Origin of the sequence: Peribacillus sp. NPDC097197 (genome assembly GCF_050278025.1) — a bacterium.
Classification (GTDB): Bacteria; Bacillota; Bacilli; order Bacillales; family DSM-1321; genus Peribacillus.
Window position 1 is genome coordinate 165,266 of the sequence record NZ_JBNNST010000008.1, and the last position, 25,806, is coordinate 191,071.

The 25,806-nt window shown below is 41.5% G+C and carries 25 protein-coding genes and 2 tRNA genes; 6 read left to right on the forward strand and 21 right to left on the reverse strand.

The genetic code is table 11. The annotated features are described in order from the left end of the window. Positions 1–153: 153 nt before the first annotated feature. From ACQKL6_RS12780 to queG, 6 genes are all read right to left on the reverse strand, one after another. Complete coding sequence (locus ACQKL6_RS12780) at positions 154–2,049, reverse strand: PrkA family serine protein kinase (RefSeq protein WP_402867504.1); 1,896 nt, start codon at positions 2,047–2,049, stop codon at positions 154–156. 466 nt (positions 2,050–2,515) lie between these two features. Beyond that, positions 2,516–3,259, reverse strand: a complete 744-nt coding sequence (locus ACQKL6_RS12785) for a hypothetical protein (protein WP_402867503.1) — start codon at positions 3,257–3,259, stop codon at positions 2,516–2,518. 353 nt (positions 3,260–3,612) lie between these two features. Continuing rightward, positions 3,613–4,362 carry an oxygen-insensitive NADPH nitroreductase gene (gene nfsA / locus ACQKL6_RS12790; RefSeq protein WP_427651214.1) on the reverse strand — a complete coding sequence of 250 codons (750 nt, stop codon included), beginning with the start codon at positions 4,360–4,362 and terminating at the stop codon, positions 3,613–3,615. 69 nt (positions 4,363–4,431) lie between these two features. Continuing rightward, complete coding sequence (gene trmL / locus ACQKL6_RS12795; RefSeq protein WP_402867501.1) at positions 4,432–4,920, reverse strand: tRNA (uridine(34)/cytosine(34)/5-carboxymethylaminomethyluridine(34)-2'-O)-methyltransferase TrmL; 489 nt, start codon at positions 4,918–4,920, stop codon at positions 4,432–4,434. A 64-nt stretch (positions 4,921–4,984) separates the two neighbouring features. After that, a complete protein-coding gene (locus ACQKL6_RS12800; protein WP_427651215.1) occupies positions 4,985–5,842 on the reverse strand; it encodes an amidase domain-containing protein in 858 nt (285 codons plus the stop codon). A 242-nt stretch (positions 5,843–6,084) separates the two neighbouring features. After that, positions 6,085–7,224 (reverse strand): tRNA epoxyqueuosine(34) reductase QueG, encoded by a 1,140-nt coding sequence (gene queG, locus ACQKL6_RS12805; RefSeq protein ID WP_427651216.1) that lies wholly within the window; start codon positions 7,222–7,224, stop codon positions 6,085–6,087. 105 nt (positions 7,225–7,329) lie between these two features. Here queG and ACQKL6_RS12810 point away from each other — a divergent pair, with 105 nt between their 5' ends. Beyond that, the gene (locus tag ACQKL6_RS12810) at positions 7,330–7,998 is read left to right on the forward strand and encodes a B3/B4 domain-containing protein (RefSeq protein WP_402867499.1); all 669 of its coding nucleotides are present in this window, start codon (positions 7,330–7,332) and stop codon (positions 7,996–7,998) included. Between the two features lie 87 nt (positions 7,999–8,085). Here the strand turns inward: ACQKL6_RS12810 and ACQKL6_RS12815 are convergent, their stop codons facing one another. From ACQKL6_RS12815 to ACQKL6_RS12835, 5 genes are all read right to left on the reverse strand, one after another. Then, positions 8,086–9,816, reverse strand: coding sequence for an ABC transporter ATP-binding protein (locus tag ACQKL6_RS12815; protein WP_402955230.1), 1,731 nt, complete (start codon positions 9,814–9,816; stop codon positions 8,086–8,088). Between the two features lie 179 nt (positions 9,817–9,995). Beyond that, positions 9,996–10,069, reverse strand: a tRNA-Gly gene (locus tag ACQKL6_RS12820). A gap of 170 nt (positions 10,070–10,239) precedes the next feature. Then, positions 10,240–10,313 (reverse strand) — tRNA-Gly (locus ACQKL6_RS12825). Between the two features lie 177 nt (positions 10,314–10,490). Further along, the gene (locus ACQKL6_RS12830) at positions 10,491–10,871 is read right to left on the reverse strand and encodes a YbjN domain-containing protein (protein WP_427592045.1); all 381 of its coding nucleotides are present in this window, start codon (positions 10,869–10,871) and stop codon (positions 10,491–10,493) included. Positions 10,872–11,064: 193 nt separating this feature from the next. Continuing rightward, a complete protein-coding gene (locus ACQKL6_RS12835) occupies positions 11,065–12,093 on the reverse strand; it encodes an NADP-dependent oxidoreductase (RefSeq protein ID WP_427651217.1) in 1,029 nt (342 codons plus the stop codon). A 296-nt stretch (positions 12,094–12,389) separates the two neighbouring features. Between ACQKL6_RS12835 and ACQKL6_RS12840 the strand changes: the two genes are divergently transcribed. Further along, positions 12,390–12,776, forward strand: coding sequence for a MarR family winged helix-turn-helix transcriptional regulator (locus ACQKL6_RS12840; RefSeq protein ID WP_402867495.1), 387 nt, complete (start codon positions 12,390–12,392; stop codon positions 12,774–12,776). 12 nt (positions 12,777–12,788) lie between these two features. Next, positions 12,789–14,000 (forward strand): MFS transporter, encoded by a 1,212-nt coding sequence (locus ACQKL6_RS12845; RefSeq protein WP_427651218.1) that lies wholly within the window; start codon positions 12,789–12,791, stop codon positions 13,998–14,000. Positions 14,001–14,065: 65 nt separating this feature from the next. On the opposite strand, the gene ACQKL6_RS12850 is transcribed toward ACQKL6_RS12845, so the two are convergent. The 4 genes from ACQKL6_RS12850 to ACQKL6_RS12865 all read right to left on the reverse strand — a co-directional run bounded on the left by ACQKL6_RS12850 (position 14,066) and on the right by ACQKL6_RS12865 (position 17,487). Continuing rightward, complete coding sequence (locus ACQKL6_RS12850) at positions 14,066–15,499, reverse strand: DHA2 family efflux MFS transporter permease subunit (protein WP_402955218.1); 1,434 nt, start codon at positions 15,497–15,499, stop codon at positions 14,066–14,068. A 63-nt stretch (positions 15,500–15,562) separates the two neighbouring features. After that, on the reverse strand, positions 15,563–16,135 hold the full coding sequence (locus tag ACQKL6_RS12855; protein WP_427651219.1) for a TetR/AcrR family transcriptional regulator: 573 nt from the start codon (positions 16,133–16,135) through the stop codon (positions 15,563–15,565). A 149-nt stretch (positions 16,136–16,284) separates the two neighbouring features. Then, positions 16,285–16,377 carry a putative holin-like toxin gene (locus tag ACQKL6_RS12860; RefSeq protein ID WP_402867491.1) on the reverse strand — a complete coding sequence of 31 codons (93 nt, stop codon included), beginning with the start codon at positions 16,375–16,377 and terminating at the stop codon, positions 16,285–16,287. Between the two features lie 231 nt (positions 16,378–16,608). Further along, positions 16,609–17,487 carry a LysR family transcriptional regulator gene (locus tag ACQKL6_RS12865; RefSeq protein ID WP_402867490.1) on the reverse strand — a complete coding sequence of 293 codons (879 nt, stop codon included), beginning with the start codon at positions 17,485–17,487 and terminating at the stop codon, positions 16,609–16,611. Between the two features lie 118 nt (positions 17,488–17,605). Here ACQKL6_RS12865 and ACQKL6_RS12870 point away from each other — a divergent pair, with 118 nt between their 5' ends. Together ACQKL6_RS12870 and ACQKL6_RS12875 are read left to right on the forward strand one after the other, a co-directional pair. Continuing rightward, positions 17,606–19,066 carry an aldehyde dehydrogenase family protein gene (locus ACQKL6_RS12870; RefSeq protein ID WP_402867489.1) on the forward strand — a complete coding sequence of 487 codons (1,461 nt, stop codon included), beginning with the start codon at positions 17,606–17,608 and terminating at the stop codon, positions 19,064–19,066. A gap of 271 nt (positions 19,067–19,337) precedes the next feature. After that, complete coding sequence (locus ACQKL6_RS12875; RefSeq protein ID WP_427651220.1) at positions 19,338–20,402, forward strand: ATP-binding protein; 1,065 nt, start codon at positions 19,338–19,340, stop codon at positions 20,400–20,402. Positions 20,403–20,543: 141 nt separating this feature from the next. Here ACQKL6_RS12875 and ACQKL6_RS12880 read toward each other — a convergent pair whose 3' ends face one another. The 6 genes from ACQKL6_RS12880 to ACQKL6_RS12905 all read right to left on the reverse strand — a co-directional run bounded on the left by ACQKL6_RS12880 (position 20,544) and on the right by ACQKL6_RS12905 (position 25,103). Then, positions 20,544–20,915 carry a hypothetical protein gene (locus ACQKL6_RS12880; protein WP_402867487.1) on the reverse strand — a complete coding sequence of 124 codons (372 nt, stop codon included), beginning with the start codon at positions 20,913–20,915 and terminating at the stop codon, positions 20,544–20,546. A 169-nt stretch (positions 20,916–21,084) separates the two neighbouring features. Further along, on the reverse strand, positions 21,085–21,972 hold the full coding sequence (locus ACQKL6_RS12885; protein ID WP_427651221.1) for a YitT family protein: 888 nt from the start codon (positions 21,970–21,972) through the stop codon (positions 21,085–21,087). Between the two features lie 299 nt (positions 21,973–22,271). Further along, positions 22,272–23,006 (reverse strand): amino acid ABC transporter ATP-binding protein, encoded by a 735-nt coding sequence (locus ACQKL6_RS12890; protein ID WP_427592043.1) that lies wholly within the window; start codon positions 23,004–23,006, stop codon positions 22,272–22,274. Next, a complete protein-coding gene (locus tag ACQKL6_RS12895) occupies positions 23,003–23,647 on the reverse strand; it encodes an amino acid ABC transporter permease (RefSeq protein WP_402867484.1) in 645 nt (214 codons plus the stop codon). Before ACQKL6_RS12895 ends, ACQKL6_RS12890 begins: the two co-directional genes overlap by 4 nt. Before the next feature lie 56 nt (positions 23,648–23,703). Next, positions 23,704–24,498, reverse strand: a complete 795-nt coding sequence (locus tag ACQKL6_RS12900; protein ID WP_402990734.1) for a transporter substrate-binding domain-containing protein — start codon at positions 24,496–24,498, stop codon at positions 23,704–23,706. A gap of 371 nt (positions 24,499–24,869) precedes the next feature. Continuing rightward, on the reverse strand, positions 24,870–25,103 hold the full coding sequence (locus tag ACQKL6_RS12905; RefSeq protein WP_402867482.1) for a hypothetical protein: 234 nt from the start codon (positions 25,101–25,103) through the stop codon (positions 24,870–24,872). A 193-nt stretch (positions 25,104–25,296) separates the two neighbouring features. Here ACQKL6_RS12905 and ACQKL6_RS12910 point away from each other — a divergent pair, with 193 nt between their 5' ends. Further along, positions 25,297–25,779, forward strand: coding sequence for a tetratricopeptide repeat protein (locus tag ACQKL6_RS12910; protein ID WP_402867481.1), 483 nt, complete (start codon positions 25,297–25,299; stop codon positions 25,777–25,779). Positions 25,780–25,806: the final 27 nt, after the last annotated feature.

A 25,806-nucleotide genomic window follows, 5' to 3' on the forward strand; every position in this document is an offset into this window, starting at 1 on the left:
CGAAGCGCGAAGTATTTCAGAGGATTTTAATAGGTTGTTTTATTAACATCGGAGAATAACTGCTTCAGCTAAAAGATATCACGAATTGGTATTATTTACAATATTTTCTTTCGATAAATACCCCCACCTTTTAAGGCAGGGGTCTTCTTGTTTTTAGCGGTTTAACAAGCTTCCTACGTAGCGAAGTAAGTCATTGGCGGAAGTCGAGTTATACCCATGTTCGTCAATAAGTCTCTTGATGACTTCATTCACTTTCTTCAGTTGTCTTTCATCCGGTGTCTTGGTTGAAGTCGTGATTTTGACAACATCCTTCAAATCAGCAAACAGCTTTTTCTGAATGGCTTCACGTAGGCGGTCATGGGAATTATAATCAAATCGTTTTCCTTTCCGTGCATAGGCCGAGATACGGATCAGGATTTCTTCACGGAAGGCTTTTTTGGCATTTTCAGAAATGCCGATTTGTTCTTCAATCGAACGCATCAATTTCTCGTCTGGATTGATTTCCTCCCCAGTCAGTGGGTCGCGCAGTCTTGATTTATTGCAGTATGCTTCGACGTTATCTAGGTAATTGTCCATAAGGATCTTCGCCGACTCTTCATAGGAATACACAAACGCTTTTTGCACTTCATTTTTGGCAATCGAATCATATTCCTTACGTGCAAGCGAAATGAAATTCAAATATCGTTCCCTTAGCTCGTTCGTTATCGACGGATGCTGGTCAAGGCCTGCCTTCAACGACATCAATACGTCAAGTGCGTTGATGGACGGGTTTTCCTTCCGAATGATTGTGGAGGATATCCGGTTAATGACATACCGTGGATCAATCCCGCTCATGCCTTCATCTTGGTATTCCTTCTTCAGTTCATTGATGTCCGCGGAGTTGAATCCTTCAACATTTTCCCCATCGTACAATCTCATCTTTTTCAATAAATCGATATCACCCTTTTTCGGATCCTTTAAACGGGTCATGATACTGAAAATGGCTGCCACCCGCAAGGTATGCGGAGCAATGTGGACATCGGAAACATCGCTTTCATGGATCATTTTTTCATAAATCTTCTCTTCTTCGCTCACCTTTAAGTTATACGGGATCGGCATGACGATAATCCGGGAATGTAGGGCTTCATTTTTTTTGTTGGATATGAATGCCTTGTACTCCGTTTCATTCGTATGGGCAACGATCAGTTCATCTGCACTGATTAATGCGAACCTTCCTGCTTTGAAATTCCCCTCCTGGGTCAGTGAGAGCAAATGCCATAAAAACTTCTCATCACATTTCAGCATTTCCTGGAACTCCATCATTCCGCGATTTGCCTTATTGAGCTCACCATCAAAGCGATAGGCTCGCGGATCTGATTCAGATCCGAATTCGGCGATCGTCGAAAAGTCGATGCTTCCGGTCAAGTCGGCAATATCCTGTGATTTAGGGTCGGATGGACTGAATGTACCAATTCCCACACGTTTGTCTTCTGAAAGGAAGATACGCTCAACCATCACGTCTTCAATCCGGCTGCCATATTCCTGTTCCAATCTCATCACATTCAGCGGTGACAGATTCCCCTCAATCCGGATGCCATATTCCTCAAAGAAATCCTGTCGCAAGTTTTGAGGAATGAGATGCAGTGGATCTTCATGCATCGGACATCCTTTTATCGCATAGATCGCCCCTGAGTCATTTAACGAATAACTTTCAAGCCCCCTCTTAAGGAGTGAAACCAATGTAGACTTCCCACCTGATACCGGTCCCATCAAAAGCAAAATCCTCTTTCGGACATCCAACCGCTTAGCGGCGGGATGAAAATACTCCTCGATGAGCCTCTCCAATGAATCCTCAAGTCCAAACAGCTGACCACTGAAAAAGTTGTACTTCTTCGTTCCATCTACTTCCTCTATCCCAGCATCTCTGATCATGTTGTATACACGCGAATGAGCAGATTGTGCAACTAATGGCTTTTCTTTCAGTATCTCTAAGTATTCTGCGAAGGTGCCTTCCCACTTCAGCTTCTGTTCATCTTCTCTAAATTTTTCGATTTTCTTTAAAATATCCATCTAGGAACCTCCCCCTATCACTTTCAGAGAATACTTAAATCTATGCGCCGAGTTTGACAAACATGTCAGACTTTCCAAAGAGGTTCATCTTGTCCGGCTGCCCAATCCAAGGTTTTCCTTTAAAGTCTTGAATATTTGGTGACAAATCACGAGGCAAGAAAATTTACGTGCACATCTACTAAAAATTGGGGTATACTAAGCCTATACTTAAGTGGGACAATATGGGTAAAGGGAGGTTACATCATGGGAACAGTTATTGTCATTGCCGTAACAATTGCGTTTTTAGCTGCCATCTTCACTGGTGGATATGCCGACAAACCAGGTGTGAAAAATAAATAAGAGCATACGAAAAAGGGCTACTCCCACAAGTCATGGGAATGACTTGTGGGAGTAGCCCCTTTTTTTGGAAGAAAAGCATAAAAAAAGAGACACTATATAAGTGCCTCCACTAAGAGTGACTTTCCTTTTACTTTTCAAACTCTTCAGCTAGCATGCTTGGAATAGAGATTTCCCAACCGGCTTGGGAAGTATAGCTGTATTCGCCAGAAATAGTTCCGTACACAGTAATAACATCATCTTCTATATAATCGGTCGTACCTGCATACATGACCATTATAATGTCATTAGGATCATATCCATATGATGTTTTTGTAACAGCTAAACGGATGGCCGTAAAGTCCTCTTCTTCCTGGATCTGAATAACCTCACCCGTATATTTCGTATACTCACCAATCATTTTATCTGGATTTTTCTTCAACCTATTATATTCAATAGGTTTTGCATTTGCTTTTTTAGCAGCCGCTTCTTCTTTAGCTTTCTTTTCAGCTTCTTCTTTAGCTTTCTTCTCAGCTTCAGCCTTCTTCTTAGCCTCTGCTTCATCCTTAGCTTTTTCTTCAGCAGCCTGTTTCGCTTTCTCCTCAACAATGGCCTTCTCTTTGGCCTCTCTCTCTGCTTTCTCTTCAGGTGTTTCTGCCTTTTCTGTTTTCTGTTCTTGAGCTGGCTTCTCTTTATCTGTTGTGGTTTCTTCAGATTCCCCGCTTGCTCCTATAATAATAAATGAAATGATGGCGACAATAAATGAACCACCCACTCCAATAAAACGCGATTTTGCCTTTCCGTTCTTTTTGAGTAGTGCTACTATACCTAAAATGATAAATACAAAGATAGATATGAAGCTACAAAAAAATAAAATACCACCTAATACCTGCAAATTGTTACTTCCTTTCTTATTATGAAGTTATCAGTACAAATGTTTATTATATACTTAATTAGGCTGTGAAGTTTTCTCACTATTGCCTTTGTTAATATTTACTTTGTTAAAAAGCGGATAATCTCCTTATACTTGATTTATGACATGCCTCCTTGAACCTTCGAAATAATTCATCTGAAAATTTTTTTACATCCTATCAGAAAAAGAATATCTGCATTATTTTAATTTATACAAGAAATAAGAGCCCAACACTTAGTGTCAGGCTCTTATTTTTTAAGCTCTATATAAATTAATGGGATGTAATCCTTTTAAATGGATGCTCGAACATGAAGTAGAGGATCATCCACCTATAATTATTGTTTCTTCAATCCTTGTTTTTCCACAAAGTCCTTCATATACATCCGGCTTTTCTTGCCGGCCATGTCCGCCATTTGTTGCGTCCAGGTTTCTTTCCGTTTTCCTTTGGTCCGTTGCTCATAATAGTCGGAAATCGTTTCATTGTATGCTTCTAGCTGACCGATGAAGGTCTGTTTATCCGTTTGATAGCCATTTTCATGATATACATTGGCTTGAGGAAGTCTTGGCTTTTTATCTGAACGTTTTTTTGGATATCCGACAACAAGGCCGAATAGAGGAACGACACGATGTGGGATGTCCAGGATTTCCGAAACTTGTTGAAGGTCATTACGAATACCACCAATATAGCAAATGCCGAGGTCCATTGATTCAGCAGCAAGCGCCGCATTTTGAGCAGCGAGTGCGGCATCGATACAGGCCACCATGAATTTTTCCGTACTTTCAATTGGTGCAGTAAGATCTTCATTTTCCATCTCGGCTACTATGTCCATACGATGTAAATCGGCACAAAACACGAATAAATGTCCATTATTCTCTACATATGATTGAGGTCCAGCCAATTCAGCAAGATTGGCTTTCTTTTCCGGGTCGGTCACCCCGATGATCGAATAGGCCTGGATATAGCTTGAAGTTGATGCAGCCTGTGCACACTCAACAATCGTAGAAATTTGTTTCGCAGACAATAGCTTGTCCTCAAAAGAACGGACGGAACGGTGGTCCAGAATTTTCTCGATGATGTTATTCATTGCTTTACCCCCTAATTATGTATAAGCATTCGTCAGCAAAGCATCCCCACCCCGCTGACGAATAACTCCTTAATATTCTCTTTTTAATTCCAAGTCACGGTAATCCTGTTGTCTTAACGCCTCATAAATCAAGATGGCGGCCGTATTGGAAAGGTTCAGTGACCGAATTTTATCCGTCATTGGAATACGGAGACATCTGTCCATATTCTCTTTGATCAACTCTTTTGGCAGTCCTGTCGTTTCGCGTCCGAAAATAAAATAAATTTCACTTTCTTGATCACTGTAATCGAAGGTTGTATGCGGCTGTTCACCAAATTTGGTTAAGTAATAAAATGCACCGCCGGCATTCTTCTCAAAAAACTCTTCCAATGAATCATAATAATGAATCTTCACATGTTCCCAATAATCGAGCCCAGCCCGTTTAAGCTGTTTATCATCCGTTGAAAAACCAAGCGGACGGATAAGGTGCAGGTGTGAATCCGTTCCTGCGCATGTTCTTGCGATATTTCCTGTATTTGCTGGAATCTGTGGTTGATATAAAACTACATGTATTGCCACTTCATTTTCACCTCTAGTTTAAACTTCAACTAATTATAGCATTAAACAAACAGACTAAAAACAATCACACTCTATCTAATATCACGAAAAATTTATAGACGATGTTCGGTGTATATCGAGTCGAATCCTCATACGTCCAATATCGATGGCGACTATTCATCGTATGGGCATTCACAAGGGGCATGCCTTTTTGGTCCTTTGCCGTCACAATCAAGTTATGATCGAACCGCCCGTCACCTTCAAAGTCAATGCACAGGATGTCACCCAGGTTCAATTCCTGTGCCGTCTCCACTTCTTTTGTCCTGATCCCTTTCCCTCCCTTAAGCAGATGATACAAAGAATGAGCTGTCGTCCAGGTATAGCTCCAATTCTTTCCTCTGATCCACCACCCTTTATTCTTGTTCGGCTCGCCCCACATCGGGATGTTCCCGGCATGCAAGCACTGGGAAATAAAGTTGGTGCAGTCATCCGTGAATTTATAATACTGTGGATTGAACTCATTCCACCATCGCTCCGCATACTGAACCGCCTTCATCCGGTCATACTTATAAGTAAGCCGATCCAAACCCACTTCCCAATTTTCCGGGTCCTCGTCAGGTTCTAAATCAGGTTCAAGCTCCCGTTCTTCTATTAAGTATTCATCCCGAAACCGCGCCTCCCTCTCTTCCATCTCCTCTTCTATATAGAAGCCATCCTCCTGCTTCATTAAATACTGCAGATGCACTTGATAGGTCAGGATTTTCAAATCCCCTTCCTGCCGTTCCGAGTCAACCTTTCCAGCAGCATTCACACGGACAATTTCCGTATCATGCTTCTTCAGTGCTTCCTTTTTCAGATAGATCTTACCCTCTCCCCGTACATGCTCATTGGAAGTGTAAAGTTCAACCCTTTCCTGTAAAAGCCGTTTCAACTGTTCCCTCAAAATCAAGCCCTCCTTCATAGCACCTCTTCTAATGTGTATGAAGGAGGGCTTGGTTAAAAACACAACTTCATTCGGTCCATTGCTCAACTGAGGAGCAATTATCGGTCGATGGGGAAGTTTTATCAGTCAATTCGGCTTTTTATCGGTCGTTTTGCCACTTTTATCGGTCAAATCACACTATTTATCGGTCAAACTGCTAAAAATGGAAAGGCCCCGAATGGTTGCATTCGGGGCCTTCCTTTTTATTCAGTATGGTAAGTGAACTGTAATCCTTTTTCAATTTCCGCGAGCACTTCTTCGTCTTTTTCCTTCAACCTGGCTTCTTCCAAAATGGAGGTCGACCGTTCCCGACCGATTTTCCCGATCGCCCAGGCAGCCGTGCCACGCAAAACGGGGCGCGGGTCTTCTTGCATGATTTGGATCAGTTCCGGCATGGCGGTTTCATCCTTAAAGTGAGCCAATGCCAAGATGGCATTCCGCTGAATCGGCTTTTTGCCACGCCATGATCCAGATACATGTCCGTATGTCTCTTTAAAATCGCGATTGGAGATGGTGAGCAATGGCTTCAGCAGCGGTTTGGCAAGCTCGGGATCCGGCTCCATCTCTTCATGAAAATGAAAATCCATCCCTTTATTTTTTGGACAGACAGTCTGACACGTATCACATCCATATAACCGGTTGCCTATTTTCGTCCTGAATTCATCCGGAAGGAAATCTTTCGTCTGCGTCAAAAATGCAATACAGCGTTTGGCATTCAACTGTCCACCTTGCACAAGGGCACCTGTTGGGCATACATCCACACACTTATTGCATGTGCCGCACTGATCCTCCATCGGCTGATCCGGCTCGAACGGCAAGTTGGTAATCATGTCACCCAAATACACATACGAACCAAATTCCGGAGTGATGATCATGCTGTTTTTAGCGCTCCATCCGATTCCTGCCCGCTCTGCAACGGCCCGGTCCGAAAGTTCGCCCGTATCCACCATTGATTTCGCCATGGCTCCAGGGACTTTCCCTTTTATAAAATCTTCAAGTAGCTGCAGTTTATTACGGAGCACGGTATGGTAATCCGTTCCCCAGGAGGCCCGGCAAAAAATCCCGCGGCGCTCTCCTTTCTTGCTTTGAGGGGCATCCTTCAATTTCGAAGGGTAGGCAAGCGCAATTGATATGATTGATTGCGGTTTATCGAAGATCAATTCGGGCCTGACCCTTTTTTCGATATCCTTTTCTTCGAAGCCGGACTGATAATCCATCTCCTGCTGTCGGATCAGCCTGCTTTTCAACTCCGTGAACGTCGTGGCCGACGTAAAACCGATTTTATCGATGCCTATTTCCTTACTATATATAATCACTTCTTGCTTGAGTGCATGCATATCCATTTCTATCACCTTCGTTCTCTTCATTCTACCCAATGATGCTTGTAACATATCAAACCATTGGTATCTATGATAAACTAATTTCAATCATTTTTGGAGGTGTATCACTTGGAAATTAAGATTTCCTCTAATCTCGCAAGCAAAGTTCCCGATTTCAAGATTGGTTTCATTACATACGAAAACATCGAAGTCGGCCCCTCGCCGCAAATGGTAAAAGGGAGACTTCAATTATTTCAAGAAGCTTTATTTTTTGATCTTGAAGAAAAGGAACTCACGGATTTTCCGGGTATCAAAGAATGGCGGGAAATTTTCAAAATGACCGGGACGAACCCTTCACGCTATCGCCCTTCCGTCGAGGCCCTATACCGCCGAGTCAAAAAGCAGAATTACTTATCCCCTATCCATTCAGCCATCGACTTGAATAACTTCTTCTCGCTTTTATACGAGGTCCCGATTGGCATCTATGATGCAGATGCATTATCAGGTGATCTCTCCATTAAAATTGGTGGAAGTCCGGACCAATATCCTGGATTGAATGGGCGGGTGAACTCGATGGAAAACATGATCGTTTCAGCTGATGATGACGGCGCATTCGGGAGTCCCTACGTCGATTCGGAACGGACGAAGGTCACCGAAGACACCAAACATGCCATCCAGATCATCTATTTACAAGCAAAGACACCCATCAAAGAAGCCGAACAGCTCACAAAGTCATTGATGGATATGTTCCTCGAGATTCACGGCGGAGAAGGATCTTTTTCCGTCCTAGAAGGATAATGCAAAAACATGAGTCATATCGAGATAATGGCTCATGTTTTTTTTGTGTATTTTTTAACAGATTCGGAGGCTCCTCCCCTGAAGTGCTCAATTCTGCAGTTGTAATTGCTGCGTGGCTAGCTTTCGATACAAGCCATGACTTGCAAGCAATTCTTCATGTGTCCCCGCCCCAGTAATCCGCCCTTCTTCCACAACCAGTAATCGATCCGCATCAATGACCGTCGACAGCCGATGGGCAATGATCAGGGTCGTCCTGCCCGCCATCAGGTTCTTGATGGCATGCTGAACAAGAAGTTCCGATTCACTATCGAGATTGGATGTCGCTTCGTCCAATAGCAGGATTTTCGGATTGCGCAACACAGCCCGGGCAATGGCAATCCGCTGCCGTTGACCACCCGATAACTTCACGCCTCTTTCCCCTACCTCCGTATCAAAGCCATCCGGAAGCCTTTCGATAAACTGGTTGGCATTTGCCATCTTTGCTGCGTCGATGATTTCATCCATTTCAACTTGACGGCCTAGCCCGTACGCTATATTTTCTTTTATCGTCCCCGTCATGATTGGACTTTCCTGTGACACATACCCAATTTGCGACCGCCATATGGAAAGTTCAATATCCTTAATTGGCACCGTTCCCAACGAGACCATCCCATTCGTGGGTTCATAAAAACGTTCAATCAACGAAAATATCGTCGTCTTCCCACCACCGCTTGGTCCCACCAGGGCGACCGTCTTATTGGCAGGAACCGTAAACGATAAATCATTCAAAATGGGCTTAGACGCTTGATAGGAAAATGATACATCCTTAAACGTCAAATCAGCTGTGACCAATGTGTCATGCTTCCCTTCATAGGTTTCACCAGGTATCGAAAGGACGCCCTGGATTCGTTCCGTCGCTCCCATCGCCTTTTGAAATGCCGTAAAAAATGAGGCCATCTGACTAAAGGGCACGATGATTTGGATCATATAAATAATGATGGCAACAAGTGTCCCCGCTGTCAGTGCACCAGAAGCCACCCGAACTCCCCCATATCCAATAAGGATCACGAGAATCACCATCATGATTGTCGTCATGAAGGGGGAAATGATGGCTTGGATCCTAGCCTCCTTCAATCCAAAACGAAAGAGCTCACCAACGCCACGATTTCCTTTTTCACGTTCCAACTCTTCGCCATTATGCGACTTCACTAAACGGACCTCGCCTAGGACCCTCCCTAGATTTCCGCTGAAGGTGGCCATTTCATCCTGCGTCTGCTTAGAGACTTTATACATCTTCCGCCCAAGCGGAATCAGGATCAGCATGGATAGTGGTACGATGCTGAGCATGATGACCGTCATCCGCCAGTCCAACAGGAATAAGATGATGATCGACCCGATGATCGATATGATCCCTGAAATGAATGTCACGAAATGATTCGTGATGATCGTCTTAATCGTATTCGTATCCTGAGTGATCCGGCTAAGCGTTTCACCGGACTGGTGGGAATCAAAAAACGATACGGGCAATTGTAAAATATGATCCCATAATTTCCGACGGATTCCAGCTACAACATTTTCACCGATATAGCTCAGAAAGTAGAAGGAAAAACCTCCCGCAACGGTCTGGACAATAAAAGCCCCTAGCAAAAGGAATATCGTTGTTCGCTCGATCCCGCTTCCAGATATCATATCGACCAGATTCTTCGTAACCAACGGGACGACGAGACTCGCCACCGTTTCCACCAAACTTAACACTACGACAAATAACACCATTCCCATTGGCAGTTTTTCCGATCTTAACAAGGAAAAAAATGATTTCACATTCAGCTTCTTATCCATGTACAACCTCATTCCTCCATTTTCGCTTACCTAAATTATAGGCAAGAGAACAGATACTTACAAATTTATACAATAAAAAGAAATCCTGCTGTAATCAGTAGGATTTCTGTTCGAAAATATAAAAAACGCAAAGCTTCGTTCTCCAAGTAACGAAACCCTGCGTTATGAGTATGTATGATTGGAGCGGGTGAAGGGAATCGAACCCTCATCATCAGCTTGGAAGGCTGAGGTTTTACCACTAAACTACACCCGCATATCCTTGTAGAATTTTATCGAATCAACTAATAAAATAATTATATAGCTTAATAGAAAAATATGCAACCGTTAAATGAAATTTTTTCATACCCGCTTGTTGTTTGAAAATAAAAAACGCAAAGCTTCGTTCTCCAGGTAACGAAACCCTGCGTTACGAGTATGTATAGTTGGAGCGGGTGAAGGGAATCGAACCCTCATCATCAGCTTGGAAGGCTGAGGTTTTACCACTAAACTACACCCGCATACCCTTGTAGAATTTTGTCGAATTACTAACAACAAAAATAATTATATAGCTAATTTCACAAAAGTGCAATAGTCTTTTCAAAAAAAATAATAATAATTCCTGGAGATAGAATTAGTATATGTTACGGCCCAACAAAGATGTTAAAAAGTTCCCGGCAAAAGGATTCTTCCAAACATTATGACCAGATCACTTCCATAAGCCTTGGATAAACTTGTTCCGCTGTTTCAAGCAACATGATAAGCTTTCGGAATGCCAAGTCCGGTAAAAATTCACCATCAAGGGAATACGAATAGCGAATCGAAATCGTCCCATTTTCCTCATATAACTTTGAAAATCGGAATTGAGCATTATATTCATTCAATAACGTATGCACGGCTGCCTTCTTATCGGGATTCTTTAGCTCCGTTACATTAAAACAAAATAAATCCGCCACTTTTTCATCTTGATTAAATGAAAAGACTAACAGGACCTTCCATCCATCCTTCAACTTCTGTTCCACTCTGAAAAAGGTGATATCTTCCTCTTTGAACTCATTCATATGGATTTTTTCACGCATTAAAAAATCTCGAAATTTCGCAACATTTGACATCATCCATCACCCTTTCTGTCTGTATATACATTTTATAACGAAATATGGCATTTTTACACATATTTCGTGCATTCCCTATAAAATAGTTAACGCGTTCCCTTTCATGGACCATAAAAAAAGCATAGTAAAGGTCTCCCTCCACTATGCCCAGTATAAAAACTTAAAGAACTGCGTATTCCGGATCGGCAACTTTGACAAGCTGCTTCCCTAGGTTCTTTCCTTTAAATAAGTCCAAGAATGCCTCAGGGGTGTTTTCGAACCCTTCCACAATGGTTTCTTCGTACTTCAGTTTACCTTGTTGCAGCCACTGCCCCAAATATGAAGCTCCTTCTTGGAAACGATCTGCATAATTCCCGACCGTGAAGCCTTTCATAAGTGCGCTTGTTTTGATCATGGCCGATTGCAGGCGTGGCCCAAAATCTTTACCTTCTGCATTATAAGAAGAGATTGCACCACATAATGGGATACGCGCATTCATATTTAACAGTTTGAAAACGGCATCCGTTACTTGGCCGCCAACATTATCGTAATACACATCGACTCCATCAGGGACTGCATTCTTCAAATCCGTTTCAAAACTTTCCTTCTTATAATTAACAGCTCCGTCAAAGCCCAGTTCTTTTGTTAAATACTCTATTTTCTCATCAGAACCGGCAATCCCCACTACCTTGGCACCTTTGATTTTTGCGATCTGTCCAACGACAGAACCGACAGCTCCAGCCGCTCCGGAAACGACGACCGTTTCGCCTTCTTGCGGTTTACCGATATCCAGTAACCCAAAGTATGCAGTCAATCCCGTCATGCCCAGTATGCCTAAATGAGTCGTGATTGGTGCCACTTTAGGATCAATCACCCTGACTTGCTTTTCATTCACGACCGTATATTCCGCCCAGTCGATATTTCCCACAACGACATCGCCTTGCTTGAAGCTGGACGATTTGGATTCCACCACTTCAGCCACGACGCCACCAGTAATGACTTTATTCAACTCAAATGGGGCAATATAGGATTTAGTATCTTGCATTCTTCCACGCATATAAGGATCAACGGATAAATAAAGCGTCCGTACTAATATCTGATTTTCTTTCGGTGAAGGAACTTCACTCTCCACAAATTTGAAATCTTCTTTGGAAGGCATCCCTTTTGGACGGTTGGCCAGTGTGATCGTTTGTTGCGTTGATTGTGTCATGCATGTTCCTCCTTGATTTTTATTACATACTATAGAAAAGTTAGCGTAGCATTGATGCAGATTAACGGTCAAAGTTTCTGCTTACTTTTTCCAATACTATTCTATATGTAGCCCTATTTGTAAATCCTAAACTTTCTTATTTTGCATCAAATGAATTTCCCAATCCACAAAACAAGAAAAATAGCACTATACAGACCATTACCATATCTGGTACACTACTATAGTTACCAAGGGTAACTATTATCAGTGAGGAGGCAATAAAAATCGAGACATATCGTAAATTCTTCCATCAACTAATGTTGTTATATAGACCCTTTGAAAACAACCTCAATATACAGCTTGGTAAACACCATCTATACAGGGCCCAATGGACGATCTTATATCGCCTATTTAATGACGGACCTTCGACGCTTGTAGAGTTATCCAATTATCAAGGTGTGGAAAAACCGACCGTCACAAGGACGATTAACCGCTTAGAAGAACTCGGGTACGTTGAACAGATTCCTGGTAAGGATAAGCGTGAAAAAATCATGCATCTTACTGAGCTGGGGAGAACCGTTTATCTGGAAGTGCGTGTAACGATTGACCGATTCGAACAGGACATCCTGATAGGCGTTTCGGAGGCTGAGCAGCAAGAAGCTATACGCGTCATGGAAAGCATAAGAAATAAACTTATAAAGTGAGGAGACAAAAAATTGCAACAAGCTGCTAAACCAAAATTATGGACGAAAGATTTTATCATCGTTTCTTCCGTCAACTTTTTCATAACGTTAATCTTTTATTTATTAATGGTCACGATCGGGGTCTATGCCGTAGAAGAATATGGTGCTACCACGAGCCAGGCAGGACTCATTACCGGAATTTTCATCATCGGTTCATTGATTGGACGGCTTTTGATCGGTCGCTTCATCAACGCCATTGGCCGGAAGAATACATTATTGATTGGATTAGTCTTCTTCACCTTGGCTACCCTTTTATACTTTGTGGATTTCGGGGTTCCTTTCCTCCTCGCCAACCGCTTAATTCATGGTTTTACAATGGGGATGGCCGGAACTGCATCTGGAACGATCGTCGCCCAGATCATACCGATTACGCGTAAAGCAGAGGGAATCGGCTATTTCAGCATGAGTGCAACATTAGCCACAGCAATCGGACCTTTCATCGGGCTATCTTTAAGTCAGCATACAAGCTTCCAAGTGATATTGATTTTCTGTGTAGCCTTGGGCATCATCGGGGTACTGACGGCTCTTTTCATATATGTACCGAAATTAGAGATCTCAACTAAAACATCTGAGGTGAAAGGCTTTAAGCTTTCTAGCTTTATTGAACCGAATGCCGTCCCAATTGCAATCATCACTTTGTTAGTGGCATTCTGTTATTCCAGCGTCCTTTCTTATATTAACTTCTATGCGATTGAAATCGACCTGGTCAGCACAGCCAGCTTCTTCTTCCTTGTCTACGCTGTTGCCGTATTGGTATCGCGTCCTTTCACAGGCCGATTGATGGACTCCAAAGGTGCAAACTACATTATGTATCCGACATTCATCATTTTTGCCGGGGGAATGTTACTCCTAAGTACAGCAACAAATAGCTTTACATTACTATTGTCCGGTATCTTGATTGGACTCGGATTTGGGAACATGCAATCAAGCACACAGGCCATTGCAGTCAAACTGACACCGCCTCACCGGATGGGGTTAGCCACATCAACGTTCTTCATTGCACTTGATGCAGGGCTCGGATTTGGGCCTTACCTTCTTGGATACATCATTCCAAAAACGGGATACAGTACATTGTACGTCATCCTGGGTATTACCGTCCTTGTCACTACCGTCCTATACTACTTCTTACATGGTAAAAAAGAACATGCCGCCATGGAAGAACTTAAGAAATCCAAGCTAGCTTGATTACTACCGATATAAAAAAAATTAGCCAGAGGAGAATCACTCTCTCTCTGGCTAATTTTTTTTATTTACTTTTCACGTGCGTTTTTAATGAAGAGGGAAACAACCAGTCCGGCGACCGCAAGAAGCAGACCGAAAATGAAAGCATCTTGAACACCTGCTGTCAATGAAGCTCCTATGGCAGCTGGGTCTAATGGATTTTCCAATTTCATCATATAAGATTTTTGGGAAGCAGACATGATGGTGATCGCCACTGTCGTACCAATTGCACCCGACACTTGCTGTAATGTATTCATTAGAGCCGTTCCATCAGGGTACAGTTCTTTCGGAAGTTGATTAAGACCATTCGTCTGTGCTGGCATCATGACAAGGGAAACCCCTACCATCAATAAAGAATGCAGGATGATGATCATGGTGATCGTCGTTTCTGTCGTGACGTTCGATAAGAACCATAACACGACAATCATGATGATGAATCCTGGAGTGACCAACCCTCTAGGACCATACTTATCAAAGATACGTCCCGTTATTGGCGACATGATCCCGTTCAGGACACCACCAGGTAAAAGTACAAGTCCAGCTGTGAATGCAGCCAATGCCATACCCGTTTGCAAGTACATCGGTAAAAGAATCATGGAAGACAGGATGACCATGAAAGCAAGGAAAACGGTAATGAGCCCTAACGTGAACATAGGGTATTTCATCACGCTTAAATCGATCATCGGCTTTTCCATTTTCAATTGCCTTAAGGAGAATAAGAGCAGGCCAATCAATCCGACAATGAGTGTAATCAAGACGATGGCACTACCCCATCCTTTGTCCCCGGCCATACTGAAGCCATATACGATTCCGCCAAAACCAATCGTCGATAAAATAATCGATGGCACGTCAATTTTTGGTTTAGTGATTGGAGAGACATTTTGCATATATATCAAGCCAAATAATAATGCGGCCACAAGGAAAGGCAACGAAATCCAGAAAATCCAATGCCAAGTAAGGTGTTCAAGAATCAAGCCAGAAACTGTTGGTCCGATTGCTGGTGCGAACATGATGACGAGCCCCATTAGACCCATCGTTGCTCCCCGTTTATGAACTGGGAATATCAATAATATCGTATTGAACATAAGAGGCAATAACAGTGCTGTTCCAATTGCCTGAATTACACGGGCTACTAGCAAAAGACCAAAACCTGGCGCTAATGCGGCGATGAGCGTTCCAATGATGGAGAACACCAATGAAGCAAAGAATAGTTGACGAGTACTGAACCACTGGATCAAAAGCCCTGAAACCGGAACTAATATTCCAAGCGTCAACAGGTAGCCTGTCGTTAACCACTGGATCGTGGATGGGCTGACACTGAATTGTTCAATTAAATCACCCAATGCCATGTTTAAAGCTGTTTCACTAAATAATCCGATGAATCCTGCTATTAGGAAAGCGATCAAAATAGGGGTCGTTCTAATGACGGGTGTCGAATTTTGTTGCTGTGTTGCATCTGACATAAAAATAATTCCCTCCAATTACTAACTGAATAGACCTAGCTAATCATAGTTTTTCTGTATCTCTTACTTGTTCATGAATAATGACGGAATAAGCTTGGAAATTGCTTGTAGGGGTTCTGCGCTTTTCGCTGTTAACGATAACAGGATGCCCCCTTCGATCAAAGCGTTAATGGCAAAACTTAGCTCCTTCGACCGCTCTCTACTATATCCCGCATCCAGAAACTCATTCACATAAATGGATTGCCACTGTGTAAACGCATCTTGACAGGCCAATCTTATTGGCTCACTCGTGGAATATGTCTCGCCCGCTATCGTACCTATCGGCAAGCCAACGAGATCCCCATTCTCACCGAATAACTTCGATAATTCATAAACATGATCTTGAAGTGCTTTAACAGGATCATCATTGCTGTCGAATACATGTTTTATCTCCCGTAAGACTAGATCCTTAGCATGGTTAATCGCTTCAATAGCCAGTTCTTCTTTCCCATTTGGAAAATAATGATAAAGTGAACCCTTGGGAATACTGCTTTCCTCAATGATTTCCTTTAGCCCTACACCATAATAACCTCGGATTCTGAAAAGACGAGAAGCCGCTTCAATAAGGATGTCTTTGGAAGTTGGTTTTTCAGACAATACTGAATCACTCCTTGAAAATTATAACAACCGGTCTACTAGTACAATAAGGGTAGCCCTGTGCTTTGTCAATCCAGAGTGAGGTGCCGTTATATAAAGAATCCATGGCCAAGCCTATCACACAGGGCCCATGATCTATAGCCACCCATTCAAGAATTCTTATCATGATTTTTAAAATCAAGAATCGCAATGACAAACATCCCAAAACCAAGCATGAGAGACAGAACTTCAAAAGTGCCCATTCCTTCATCGCCTCCTTTCTTTCAGCATTTACGGATACAAGATTGTCCTATACAAAATAAAGAAAAAAAGCAAACCCATTTGGAGTCTGCTTTCGTAAGGATCCTAACCATTCACTTAATAAGTCCTTCAATCAAATCGATGCCAGGGAATATGCCCTATTGAAGATACTTCGAAGATTAAATTTGCGGGTATTGCAAGTAACGATCGGGTGAATGCCTTTTACTCTATAATTAAAACAAATCAATGAAGTGTTTAGCCGTCTTAGAAAGGTAGCGGTCTTTCCGCCAGATCAATGCGATTTTCGATTGAATCGCCGAATCGATAATTTCAAGCATCCTTACGCCTTTTATACCGTGTGGTGAGACGGCAGATTTCGGGACGATGCTTGCGCCGATACCCGCTGAAACCAAAGAAAGCAGTACATTTACATCATGGCACTCGCACAGAATATTGGGCTTCAATTCATTTTTCTTAAACTCCTCAATAATCTCTTCATAGATCCCCAACCCTTTTTCCCTATGTACTAATAGCAAAGGCGTATTTTCCAAATCGTTCAACGAAATTTTATCCTTAAAATGAAAGTCCTCCCATTCTTCAGGAACAACAAAAACGTTCGGTACCTCCCCTATATTCTTGATGAAAACTTGATTACTATCCACAGGTAAATAAACAATTGCGAGCTCGATATCCTGATTCTCCATATAATTGTTGATCTCATAGGGATCTCCTGCAAATAATTTAAAAGTAACAGAAGGATATTTATCGTTAAATTGTTTGACTTTGCTTGGTAAGTAAGACATATAAGCAAGTACTGCTCCAATGGCTAAAGTACCTTGTATCCCCTCACCTGTCTCCTTCACTTCGAGCATGGAGTCATCGAATAATTCCAACAGCACCTTAGACTTCTCATATAGCGCTCTTCCAGCCTCGGTTAACTCCATCCTTTTTCCATTTCTTTTCCGATCAAGCAACGTCACGCCCAGTTCTTCTTCCATAAGATTAAGTTGCTGGCTTAACGGTGGCTGAGACATATTCAATCTTTTGGCCGCACGAGAAACTTGCCCCTCCTCCGAAAGGGCAAGAAAATAGCGTAACTGTCTAATATCCATATTTCACCTCGAATTTTTATATATGACAAACATATATAAAAGTAATAATATAGGTATTTTTAATTAGTTGCAAACCATGATAAACTCATTACGTTTCAATAAAAAAGGGGTGGATGGAATGAAAACTATCAAAGATTTAAACAAAAGCTTCATTAATGGAGAATGGGTAGAAGGATTAAGTTCACGTAGATATGATATCTTAAACCCATATGACAATTCAGTAATCTCGAACGTTAGCTTGGCTACAGCAAAGCAACTGGAAGATACTTTTGAAATAGCGAAACAAGCTCAAAAAGACTGGGCAAAAGCTTCTGCAGACACACGTCGCCAGGTTATGATGAAAGTCGGGGAATACCTACAGGAAAATCGTGAAGAAATCATCGAGATGATCGCTCGCGAAACGGGTGGATCACTTATCAAAGCGACTGTAGAGTTTCAATTGACTGCAGAAATAGTAGAAGCTTCGGTCAATATGGTCGATGAAATTCATCAAATGCATGAAGTGCCATCAGCCATCGATGGAAAGGTCAATCATATACATCGTTTGCCTTTGGGAGTTATTTCTTCTATTTCACCATTTAACTTCCCTATGAATTTATCAATGAGAACCATTGCTCCAGCGATTGCATTAGGAAACGCAATCGTTCATAAACCCGATGTTCAAGTTGCATTTGCAGGCGGAATCTTCATTGCCGCAGCCTTCGAATATGCTGGACTACCAAAAGGAATCTTCAATATGATTCTTACGGATTTAGAGGAAATCGGTGACGGTATGCTGACAAATCCGATTCCTAGACTAATCAGTTTTACAGGTTCTACTCCTGTCGGAAAACATATCGGGGCCATCGCTGGACAAAACCTGAAACGAGTTGCACTAGAACTTGGTGGGAACAACCCATTCGTCGTCTTGTCCGATGCGGATGTGGATCGTGCTGTTGATGCTGCGATCTTTGGAAAATACATTCACCAAGGGCAAATTTGCATGGCCATCAACCGCCTGATTGTCCACAAAGACCTTTACGAAGAATTCATCACTAAATTCGTAGAGCGGGCAAAAGCTCTTCCATATGGTGATCAATTAGATCCTAAAACCGTGATTGGACCACTTGTGAACGAACGCCAATTAGAAAAAGTTCAACAAGTCATCGCAGATGCTAAAGCAGCCGGCGTGAATGTAGCATTAGAAGGAGAACGCGTTGGCAATGTATTGACTCCAACCATTTTCCGAGATGTTAAAAATTCAGATGCCATTGCCCAAACGGAATTGTTCTCTCCTGTCGTTTCCATCATTGAAGCAGAAACAGATGAAGACGCCATCGAGATTGCCAATGACACAAAGTATGGACTAAGCTCTGCCATCTTCTCTTCGGATTTGGAGAAAGCGGAACGGTTAGGTCTTCAAATCGACAGTGGCATGACACACATCAATGACCAAACGGTTAATGATGGCACGAATGTACCATTTGGCGGAAACAAAATGAGTGGCTTAGGAAGGTTCGGTAACCCATGGATTGTCGAAGAATTCACTGTGACGAAATGGATTTCCCTTCAAACAAATTATCGTGAATTTCCCTTTTAATTAAAATCTCTACCATAAAATCCCCTGACAATTTTACATTGTCAGGGGATTTTGTTTAAAGGGACTTTACTATCAGTCAACTGCTCACCCTGACTCTGAAGAATTCTCTTTATTTTTTCGGATTGTAAGTCACCACATCCCTTGTAAGGGTTTCACCCTTACTCACTATTATTTTCCTTGTTTGTTACAATTAGATTAAAATTCTCCCTAATGAAGGATTGCTATGAATTATGTGGAATTTATTACAAAACACCTTTAAGGATGAAAAAACATGAAAAATAAAGACTTACATAATTTCGATACGCTTGACTACCGCGAACTCATCCCAAGGAATGGGTTTATATTTAAATTCAGAAAAAAAGATAACCGCTTCGTTCATACTTTCGTTGAAGGTTCGTTCATTACAGATGCGATAACCCCTTCCTCCACGGTTGTGGGTCATACCTTAGAGGACTTCTTACCCCAGAAACAAGCCTTAGAGAAGCTAACATACTATGAAAGGGCGTGGAATGGGGAAAGCGTTACATATGAAGGGCAAATCGATGACGTACAATATGTTGCCTCGTTAAATCCAATGATGAGGGATGGACAAGTCATGGAGGTCATCGGGACAGCCATCGATATATCAGATCAGAAAAGAAGTGAAACAAAAATACAAGAATTAGAGAAACTATCAGTAGTTAGTGAGTTGGCAGCGGGAATCGCTCATGAAATCAGAAATCCATTAACTTCACTATTCGGGTTCACCCAAGTCATTAAAGAACATGTGAAGGATGATTCCATCCAAGATTATCTGGATATCATGAGGAACGAATTAGATAGAATCGACGACATTGTCAATAAATTCATGTTTATAGCACAACCTGATAAAACTATGAATATTAGTGAATGCTCCATTAACTCTATCATCGCTTCTGTTATAAAAAGTCTGGAAAGTCAGGTTGCTATAAAGGGCATTAAGCTCAACTTTCATAACCAAACGATGATTACAGCAGAATGTGATCAAAGCCTCATCGCAAAGGTTTTGAAGAATCTTATCCAAAACGCTTTGGAAGCAACCAACGAAAATAGTGGGGACATAGAAGTATCATTGAAAGACATCAACCAACAGCACTATTTAATCCAAATAACGGATAAGGGCTCAGGCATGACGAAAGAAAGGTTAAAAAGGCTATTTGAACCTTTTTATACGACGAAGGAAAAAGGAACAGGATTAGGCCTGATGATTGATAGACGCATTATCGAGCTACACCAGGGAATCATTGATTTTAAAAGTGAGGTAGGGAAAGGAACGGAAGTGAACATCACTTTACCTAAAGTCCTTAAACCTAAATAAGGTAAAATCGAAGGCTGCAGAGGATGAATATGGACTCCATTAAGCTCAAGAGGCTAGCATAACGAAAGAAATTAGGAAAAATCAAATCCAAAAAGGAAGATGAAATCATATAAATAACATAAGGGCCTAACAGGGCCCTTTTCAACTTTCCTTGAATGATTCCTTCCTGCCTATGGATAGGCTGAAGTTAGTCAAGGTATAGATTCTAGCAGTTAAGATGAATAAATCTTGATAGTTATTTTCGACATATTCATCGATGATGGCCATTCCTTCCCTAAATCTATCAACCAATAAATATGTGTACGTTTCATCCCAAGTGAATCGATTTATTCTTTGGAGCTCATCCGCTAATATTTGAAACTTATACTCTTCTATTAGAAGCTTCACCTGATACAGTTTATCCCGATTCAATGTAAAGCAATTACGTTCGTCTTGGTACTGTTCTTGGACAAACTTCACAAAACCATCTATATTTTCAGCCAGCATTCTCGCCATTTGCATCTCGAAATTCATATTTCCCCTTCCCTTCTTTCCTTTCCATCCTAATAAGAGTGTATGTTCTAAGATATTATTTTAATACTAGCAATATACTTAATCCTTCATGATTCATAAGAAAGAAAAAAAAGATGACACTCCGTATAAAGCACGGAGGTCATCTTCTTGTTGCCTTGTATAGATACTTTTAATGAATATCTTGCTTCCTGAAACTGCCGCCTTTGACTTCAGCTACGTCATATACGGTCACAAAGGCATTCTTATCGATTTCATAAATGATTTCTTTCATTTTACTTTCTTCCAAACGGTTAATGACACAAGTGATTTCCTTGAATAGCTCATTTGAATAACCGCCATAAGCATCATTATAAGTAGCACCACGACCTAAGCGATCGCGAATCGTCTCTACCATTAATTCTGGTTGTTTCGTAATGATTTTGAAAGTTTTTGAACCACTTAAACCCTCTTCCACGATATGAATGACTTTAGATGCAATAAAGTATGCGATTGCCGATAGAATAGCCCCTTGTAGTCCGAATACTGTGGAAACGACAATAAACACGAACGTGTTCAAGAATAGGATAAGGTCACTTGTTCCGAAAGGTAATTTTCTAGAAAGCAATACGGCCAACATATCGATTCCATCCAATGCCCCACCATTACGCAATGCTAGACCCATACCAAAACCGATGATGATCCCTCCGACAACGGTAACGAGCAATGTATCACCCTCAATGATTGTAGGGACATGATGCATCAGGACCGTACCGACTGCCAACGAGGCAATGCCGATAACGGAATAAAAAGCAAAACTCTTACCGATTTGCTTATACCCTAACCAAACAAAAGGAATGTTAATGATTCCAATCAGAACGCCTAACGGTAACCCAAACAATTGGGAACCAACGATGCTTAACCCTGTTACGCCTCCATCCGATACGTTATTCGGGATCAATACGGCTTCCAATCCGTATGCTGCAATAAGCGCACCGATTATGATAAGGATTACTTTGGAAACGACCTTCAGTTTATTACTTCTTTTCTTTCTACTATGCATATAATTTCCCCGTTTCATTTCGCTTCGTTCCTACTTATTTTTCAGTCTCCAGCCCATGGTGCAAGTGGCTTTTAACGATAACATTTTTTATTGTTCTGTTATAAAGTATAGCGTAAATCAATAAAAATCAAAAATAATAAGGCAAAAAAGCTCGGAATTTGTCATGGTAGAGAAGAGGTTATCTGTTGATGCAAAAGGCTTCATAAAAAAGTTCTCCAGCGCAAAAACGGCAACTTCCCTTGAGGGTAAGTTGCCTTCCTTAAAACGCATCGTTTTCGCTACACATCGACATCAGCCCCCTAACGAAGCCCTTTCTATTAAAGCACCTTGCTTAAAAAGGACTGGGTGCGCTCATGCTGAGGATTTCCAAATAATTCATTTGGTTCGTTTTCTTCGACGATATACCCACCGTCCATGAATAGGACACGGTCCCCGACTTCCCGGGCAAAGCCCATTTCATGGGTGACCACAACCATGGTCATCCCCTCTTTGGCCAGCTGTTTCATGACTTCTAGAACATCCCCCACCATTTCAGGGTCAAGTGCGGAAGTCGGTTCATCGAAAAGCATGATTTTCGGATTCATGGCTAGTGCCCTCGCAATGGCCACCCGTTGTTTTTGCCCGCCTGATAGCTCTCCGGGATAACTTTTCGCTTTCTCTCTAAGCCCTACCTTATCCAGTAATCCATATGCGAATTCTTCCGCCTTTCCTTTCTCGATATCCTTTATTTTAATGGGCCCCAATGTAATGTTCTCCAAAACGGTTTTATGCGGGAATAGATTGAAATGCTGAAAGACCATCCCTACCTCTTGTCTCACTTTATTTATATTGATTTTCGTTTTTTTATTCGTTATCTCATGCCCGTTAATCACTACCTCCCCACCCGTAACATCCTCAAGGAGGTTAAGGCAACGAAGGAATGTACTCTTTCCAGAACCCGAAGGACCAATAACGCAAATCACTTCTTTTTCCTGCACAACTGCATTGATATCTTTTAGGACTTCCACCTGACCGAAGGATTTCTTCAAATTTTTCACCGTGATCATGCTCATCTTAATTGGACCCTCCTCTCTATGAAATTAGCAAGCAAGGTTAACAGATAAATGATGATAAAGTAGACTACACCGACAGTCAGCCAAATCTTGAACGCTTCAAATGTCGCCGACGCCTGAATCTGCCCTTGCTGGGTCAAATCCGCAATGCCTATGATCGATAGAAGCGAGGTGTCTTTTAAACTGATGATTGATTGGTTCGTGATAGTAGGGAGCATTCTTCTGAAAGCTTGCGGAAGAACGATGTAGCGCATCGTTTGTGGACTGGTGAATCCGATGGATCTCGCTGCTTCCGTTTGTCCTTTATCAATGGATTGTATGCCCGCTCTTATTATCTCGGCAAAGTATGCCCCTGCATTGATTGCAACGGTGATGATCCCAGCCGTTGTATTGTTCAGGGAGATCCATTGCAAGGAGTTTATCCCGAAGTAGATGAAAAACAATTGAACGATAAAGGGAGTTCCCCGAATCGCGTCTACATAGATTTTTGCTATCCAATTCAATATCTTGAGTGGGGCCAGGCGCAGCATGGCCACGACTAAACCGATTAAAAAACCTAATATGATGGCAATCACAAATATATATAGCGTCACTTGCAGTCCTTGTAATAAATAGGGTAACGCCGAAACAATGATATCCATTCTTTTCATCTCCTTTCAAAAAAGAAGGCGCGCTTTAAGCGCGCCTTAAGCATCCTTTATTCACCAAGATATGTTTTTAAAATCTCATCGTATGTTCCGTCTTCTTTAAGGTTGGCAAGTCCTTTATTGATTTGTTCAAGCAACTCCTGATTCTTCCCTTTCAATACGGCAATGCCATACTGATCACCATTCAAACGATCTCCCACGATTTGTAGGCCTAGGTCCTTCTGAGTGATTGCATAGGAGATAACCGGGTAATCTTCGATAAGCGCCTCTGCATTTCCGTTCGACACTTCCTGAAACATAGCTGGGCTGTCATTGAATTGAACGACTTTAATTCCTAGTTTCTTAGAATTATCTTGTGCATATTTGGCACCCGTCGTTCCTTTTTTCACGGCCACGGTTTTTCCTTTAAGGTCATCAACAGATTTAACGGCCGTATTATCCTTATTGACGACCACCGTCAATCCGGCATCGAAATATGGCTCCGAGAAATCCACTACTTTTTTTCTTTCATCGGTGATGCTCATTCCTGCAATGGCCACATCAAGCTGATTCGCTTGCAGTGCCGGGATGATCCCACCAAAATCCATTGGGGAAAGTTCAATCGTAAAGCCTTGGTCTTTCGCTATCGCCTGGATTAAATCAATATCAATACCCTTATAATCATTTCCATCTTTAAATTCAAATGGTGGGTAGGTTGTATCCACACCCACTTTGTAAACCTTTTCATTTTTCTCTTCTGTGGCGCTACCATTCCCTTTCTCTTTCACTGTTGTGTCACTGCTTCCACAAGCTGAGATTAAAAGAGTAAGAATGAAAAACAAACTAAGTACACCAATTTTCTTCATAAAATCCCTCCGATATACCTTTTTAGGTATTTTCTCACTAACTACTTATATCCTATAATATAACATAAATATAAAAAAATGTTATATTTGTAGTCTGGATAAATATAAAACATCCGCTGGATATCCATTACTGGTTCAGTAGAATCTTTTCGAGGATGGGCTAGATTTCTTATGAAAAGTTTTTATTTACTAGGGAGGAGTACACTCGTACCGGTGAATAGTACGATAACCCTACTAGACGGGTAGATACCTATATGCCTTGTCCCTTCTTCCAGAATTCATCCCCATAAGAAAAAGGACGATCATAAATGACCATCCCTGGATTATTCTTTTTCGTAAAGTTTTCACTCCATAATAAAAACATTTGCGCTTTATTTATTGGGTCTATACTGGATTGGGTCTTGTTTCAGTCTATCTTGTTCCCCAACAAACTCAATACTAATGACATTTGCCAAATTTATATGTTTGCCGCCGACTTGAAGCCACGTCGCATTCTGAATTAACTGCAAGTTAATGATGCTCGCATGATCAGTTAATGGCTCATTTGCCTCTAACTCTTCCGTTACTCCATTTACATAATAAAACTTATATTTCTCTTTACTCATTTTTCATCATCCTCTTTTCACCTAACGTACTTTATTCGACAGAGATACATGATAGTCCTGCTTATATGGTGAATATAAAAATAAAAACGTTTATTCCTGGTCTCTTTTTCTCTTGCGGGTTTTTATGGAGTTTGATATAAATGGTCATATTTCAATTTATACAAAATCAACCTGAGGCAGGAGGATTTTTACTATGAATGATTTACTGATGAAAGTTTTCACATATCGAAAAGCGAGAAGATTTGAAGATGCTAAAAACGTAATGAAAACATTAATAAATAAAGAACCTGACCATGCCATATTTCAGTATCAAATGGCTTGGTGCTACGATAATTTGGGATTGGAAACTGAGGCAGTCCCTCATTACGAAAAAGCCATTCAATTAGGACTCCCTCCTAAAGACTTAGAAGGAGCCTATTTAGGATTGGGAAGTACTTATCGATCAATAGGAAGATATGTAGAGGCACAGAACCTTTTTGAAGAGGCGCTATTATTATTCCCAGACTCTGAGCAAATAAAAGTTTTTTATTCCATGACCTTATATAATTTAAAGCAATATGAAAAAGCGATGGCAGTCCTTCTAAACACTTTAGTCGAAACGACATCTGACGAATCCATATTACAGTATAAAGAAGCCATCGTTTTTTATAGTGACAAATTAAATCAGACATGGTGATACGCAGGTCATGTTAGCCTATCACCA

What these genes read in the sequence shown, in the direction of transcription:
- ACQKL6_RS12780 (WP_402867504.1), bottom strand. Translation starts at nt 2,049, where the DNA reads ATGGATATTTTAAAGAAAATCGAAAAATTTAGAGAAGATGAACAGAAG.
- nfsA (WP_427651214.1), bottom strand. Translation starts at nt 4,362, where the DNA reads ATGAATAACATCATCGAGAAAATTCTGGACCACCGTTCCGTCCGTTCT.
- queG (WP_427651216.1), bottom strand. Translation starts at nt 7,224, where the DNA reads ATGGATATGCATGCACTCAAGCAAGAAGTGATTATATATAGTAAGGAA.
- ACQKL6_RS12815 (WP_402955230.1), bottom strand. Translation starts at nt 9,816, where the DNA reads ATGGATAAGAAGCTGAATGTGAAATCATTTTTTTCCTTGTTAAGATCG.
- ACQKL6_RS12830 (WP_427592045.1), bottom strand. Translation starts at nt 10,871, where the DNA reads ATGCGTGAAAAAATCCATATGAATGAGTTCAAAGAGGAAGATATCACC.
- ACQKL6_RS12835 (WP_427651217.1), bottom strand. Translation starts at nt 12,093, where the DNA reads ATGACACAATCAACGCAACAAACGATCACACTGGCCAACCGTCCAAAA.
- ACQKL6_RS12840 (WP_402867495.1), top strand. Translation starts at nt 12,390, where the DNA reads ATGTTGTTATATAGACCCTTTGAAAACAACCTCAATATACAGCTTGGT.
- ACQKL6_RS12850 (WP_402955218.1), bottom strand. Translation starts at nt 15,499, where the DNA reads ATGTCAGATGCAACACAGCAACAAAATTCGACACCCGTCATTAGAACG.
- ACQKL6_RS12860 (WP_402867491.1), bottom strand. Translation starts at nt 16,377, where the DNA reads ATGGGCACTTTTGAAGTTCTGTCTCTCATGCTTGGTTTTGGGATGTTT.
- ACQKL6_RS12865 (WP_402867490.1), bottom strand. Translation starts at nt 17,487, where the DNA reads ATGGATATTAGACAGTTACGCTATTTTCTTGCCCTTTCGGAGGAGGGG.
- ACQKL6_RS12870 (WP_402867489.1), top strand. Translation starts at nt 17,606, where the DNA reads ATGAAAACTATCAAAGATTTAAACAAAAGCTTCATTAATGGAGAATGG.
- ACQKL6_RS12875 (WP_427651220.1), top strand. Translation starts at nt 19,338, where the DNA reads ATGAAAAATAAAGACTTACATAATTTCGATACGCTTGACTACCGCGAA.
- ACQKL6_RS12880 (WP_402867487.1), bottom strand. Translation starts at nt 20,915, where the DNA reads ATGAATTTCGAGATGCAAATGGCGAGAATGCTGGCTGAAAATATAGAT.
- ACQKL6_RS12885 (WP_427651221.1), bottom strand. Translation starts at nt 21,972, where the DNA reads ATGAAACGGGGAAATTATATGCATAGTAGAAAGAAAAGAAGTAATAAA.
- ACQKL6_RS12890 (WP_427592043.1), bottom strand. Translation starts at nt 23,006, where the DNA reads ATGAGCATGATCACGGTGAAAAATTTGAAGAAATCCTTCGGTCAGGTG.
- ACQKL6_RS12895 (WP_402867484.1), bottom strand. Translation starts at nt 23,647, where the DNA reads ATGGATATCATTGTTTCGGCGTTACCCTATTTATTACAAGGACTGCAA.
- ACQKL6_RS12900 (WP_402990734.1), bottom strand. Translation starts at nt 24,498, where the DNA reads ATGAAGAAAATTGGTGTACTTAGTTTGTTTTTCATTCTTACTCTTTTA.
- ACQKL6_RS12905 (WP_402867482.1), bottom strand. Translation starts at nt 25,103, where the DNA reads ATGAGTAAAGAGAAATATAAGTTTTATTATGTAAATGGAGTAACGGAA.
- ACQKL6_RS12910 (WP_402867481.1), top strand. Translation starts at nt 25,297, where the DNA reads ATGAATGATTTACTGATGAAAGTTTTCACATATCGAAAAGCGAGAAGA.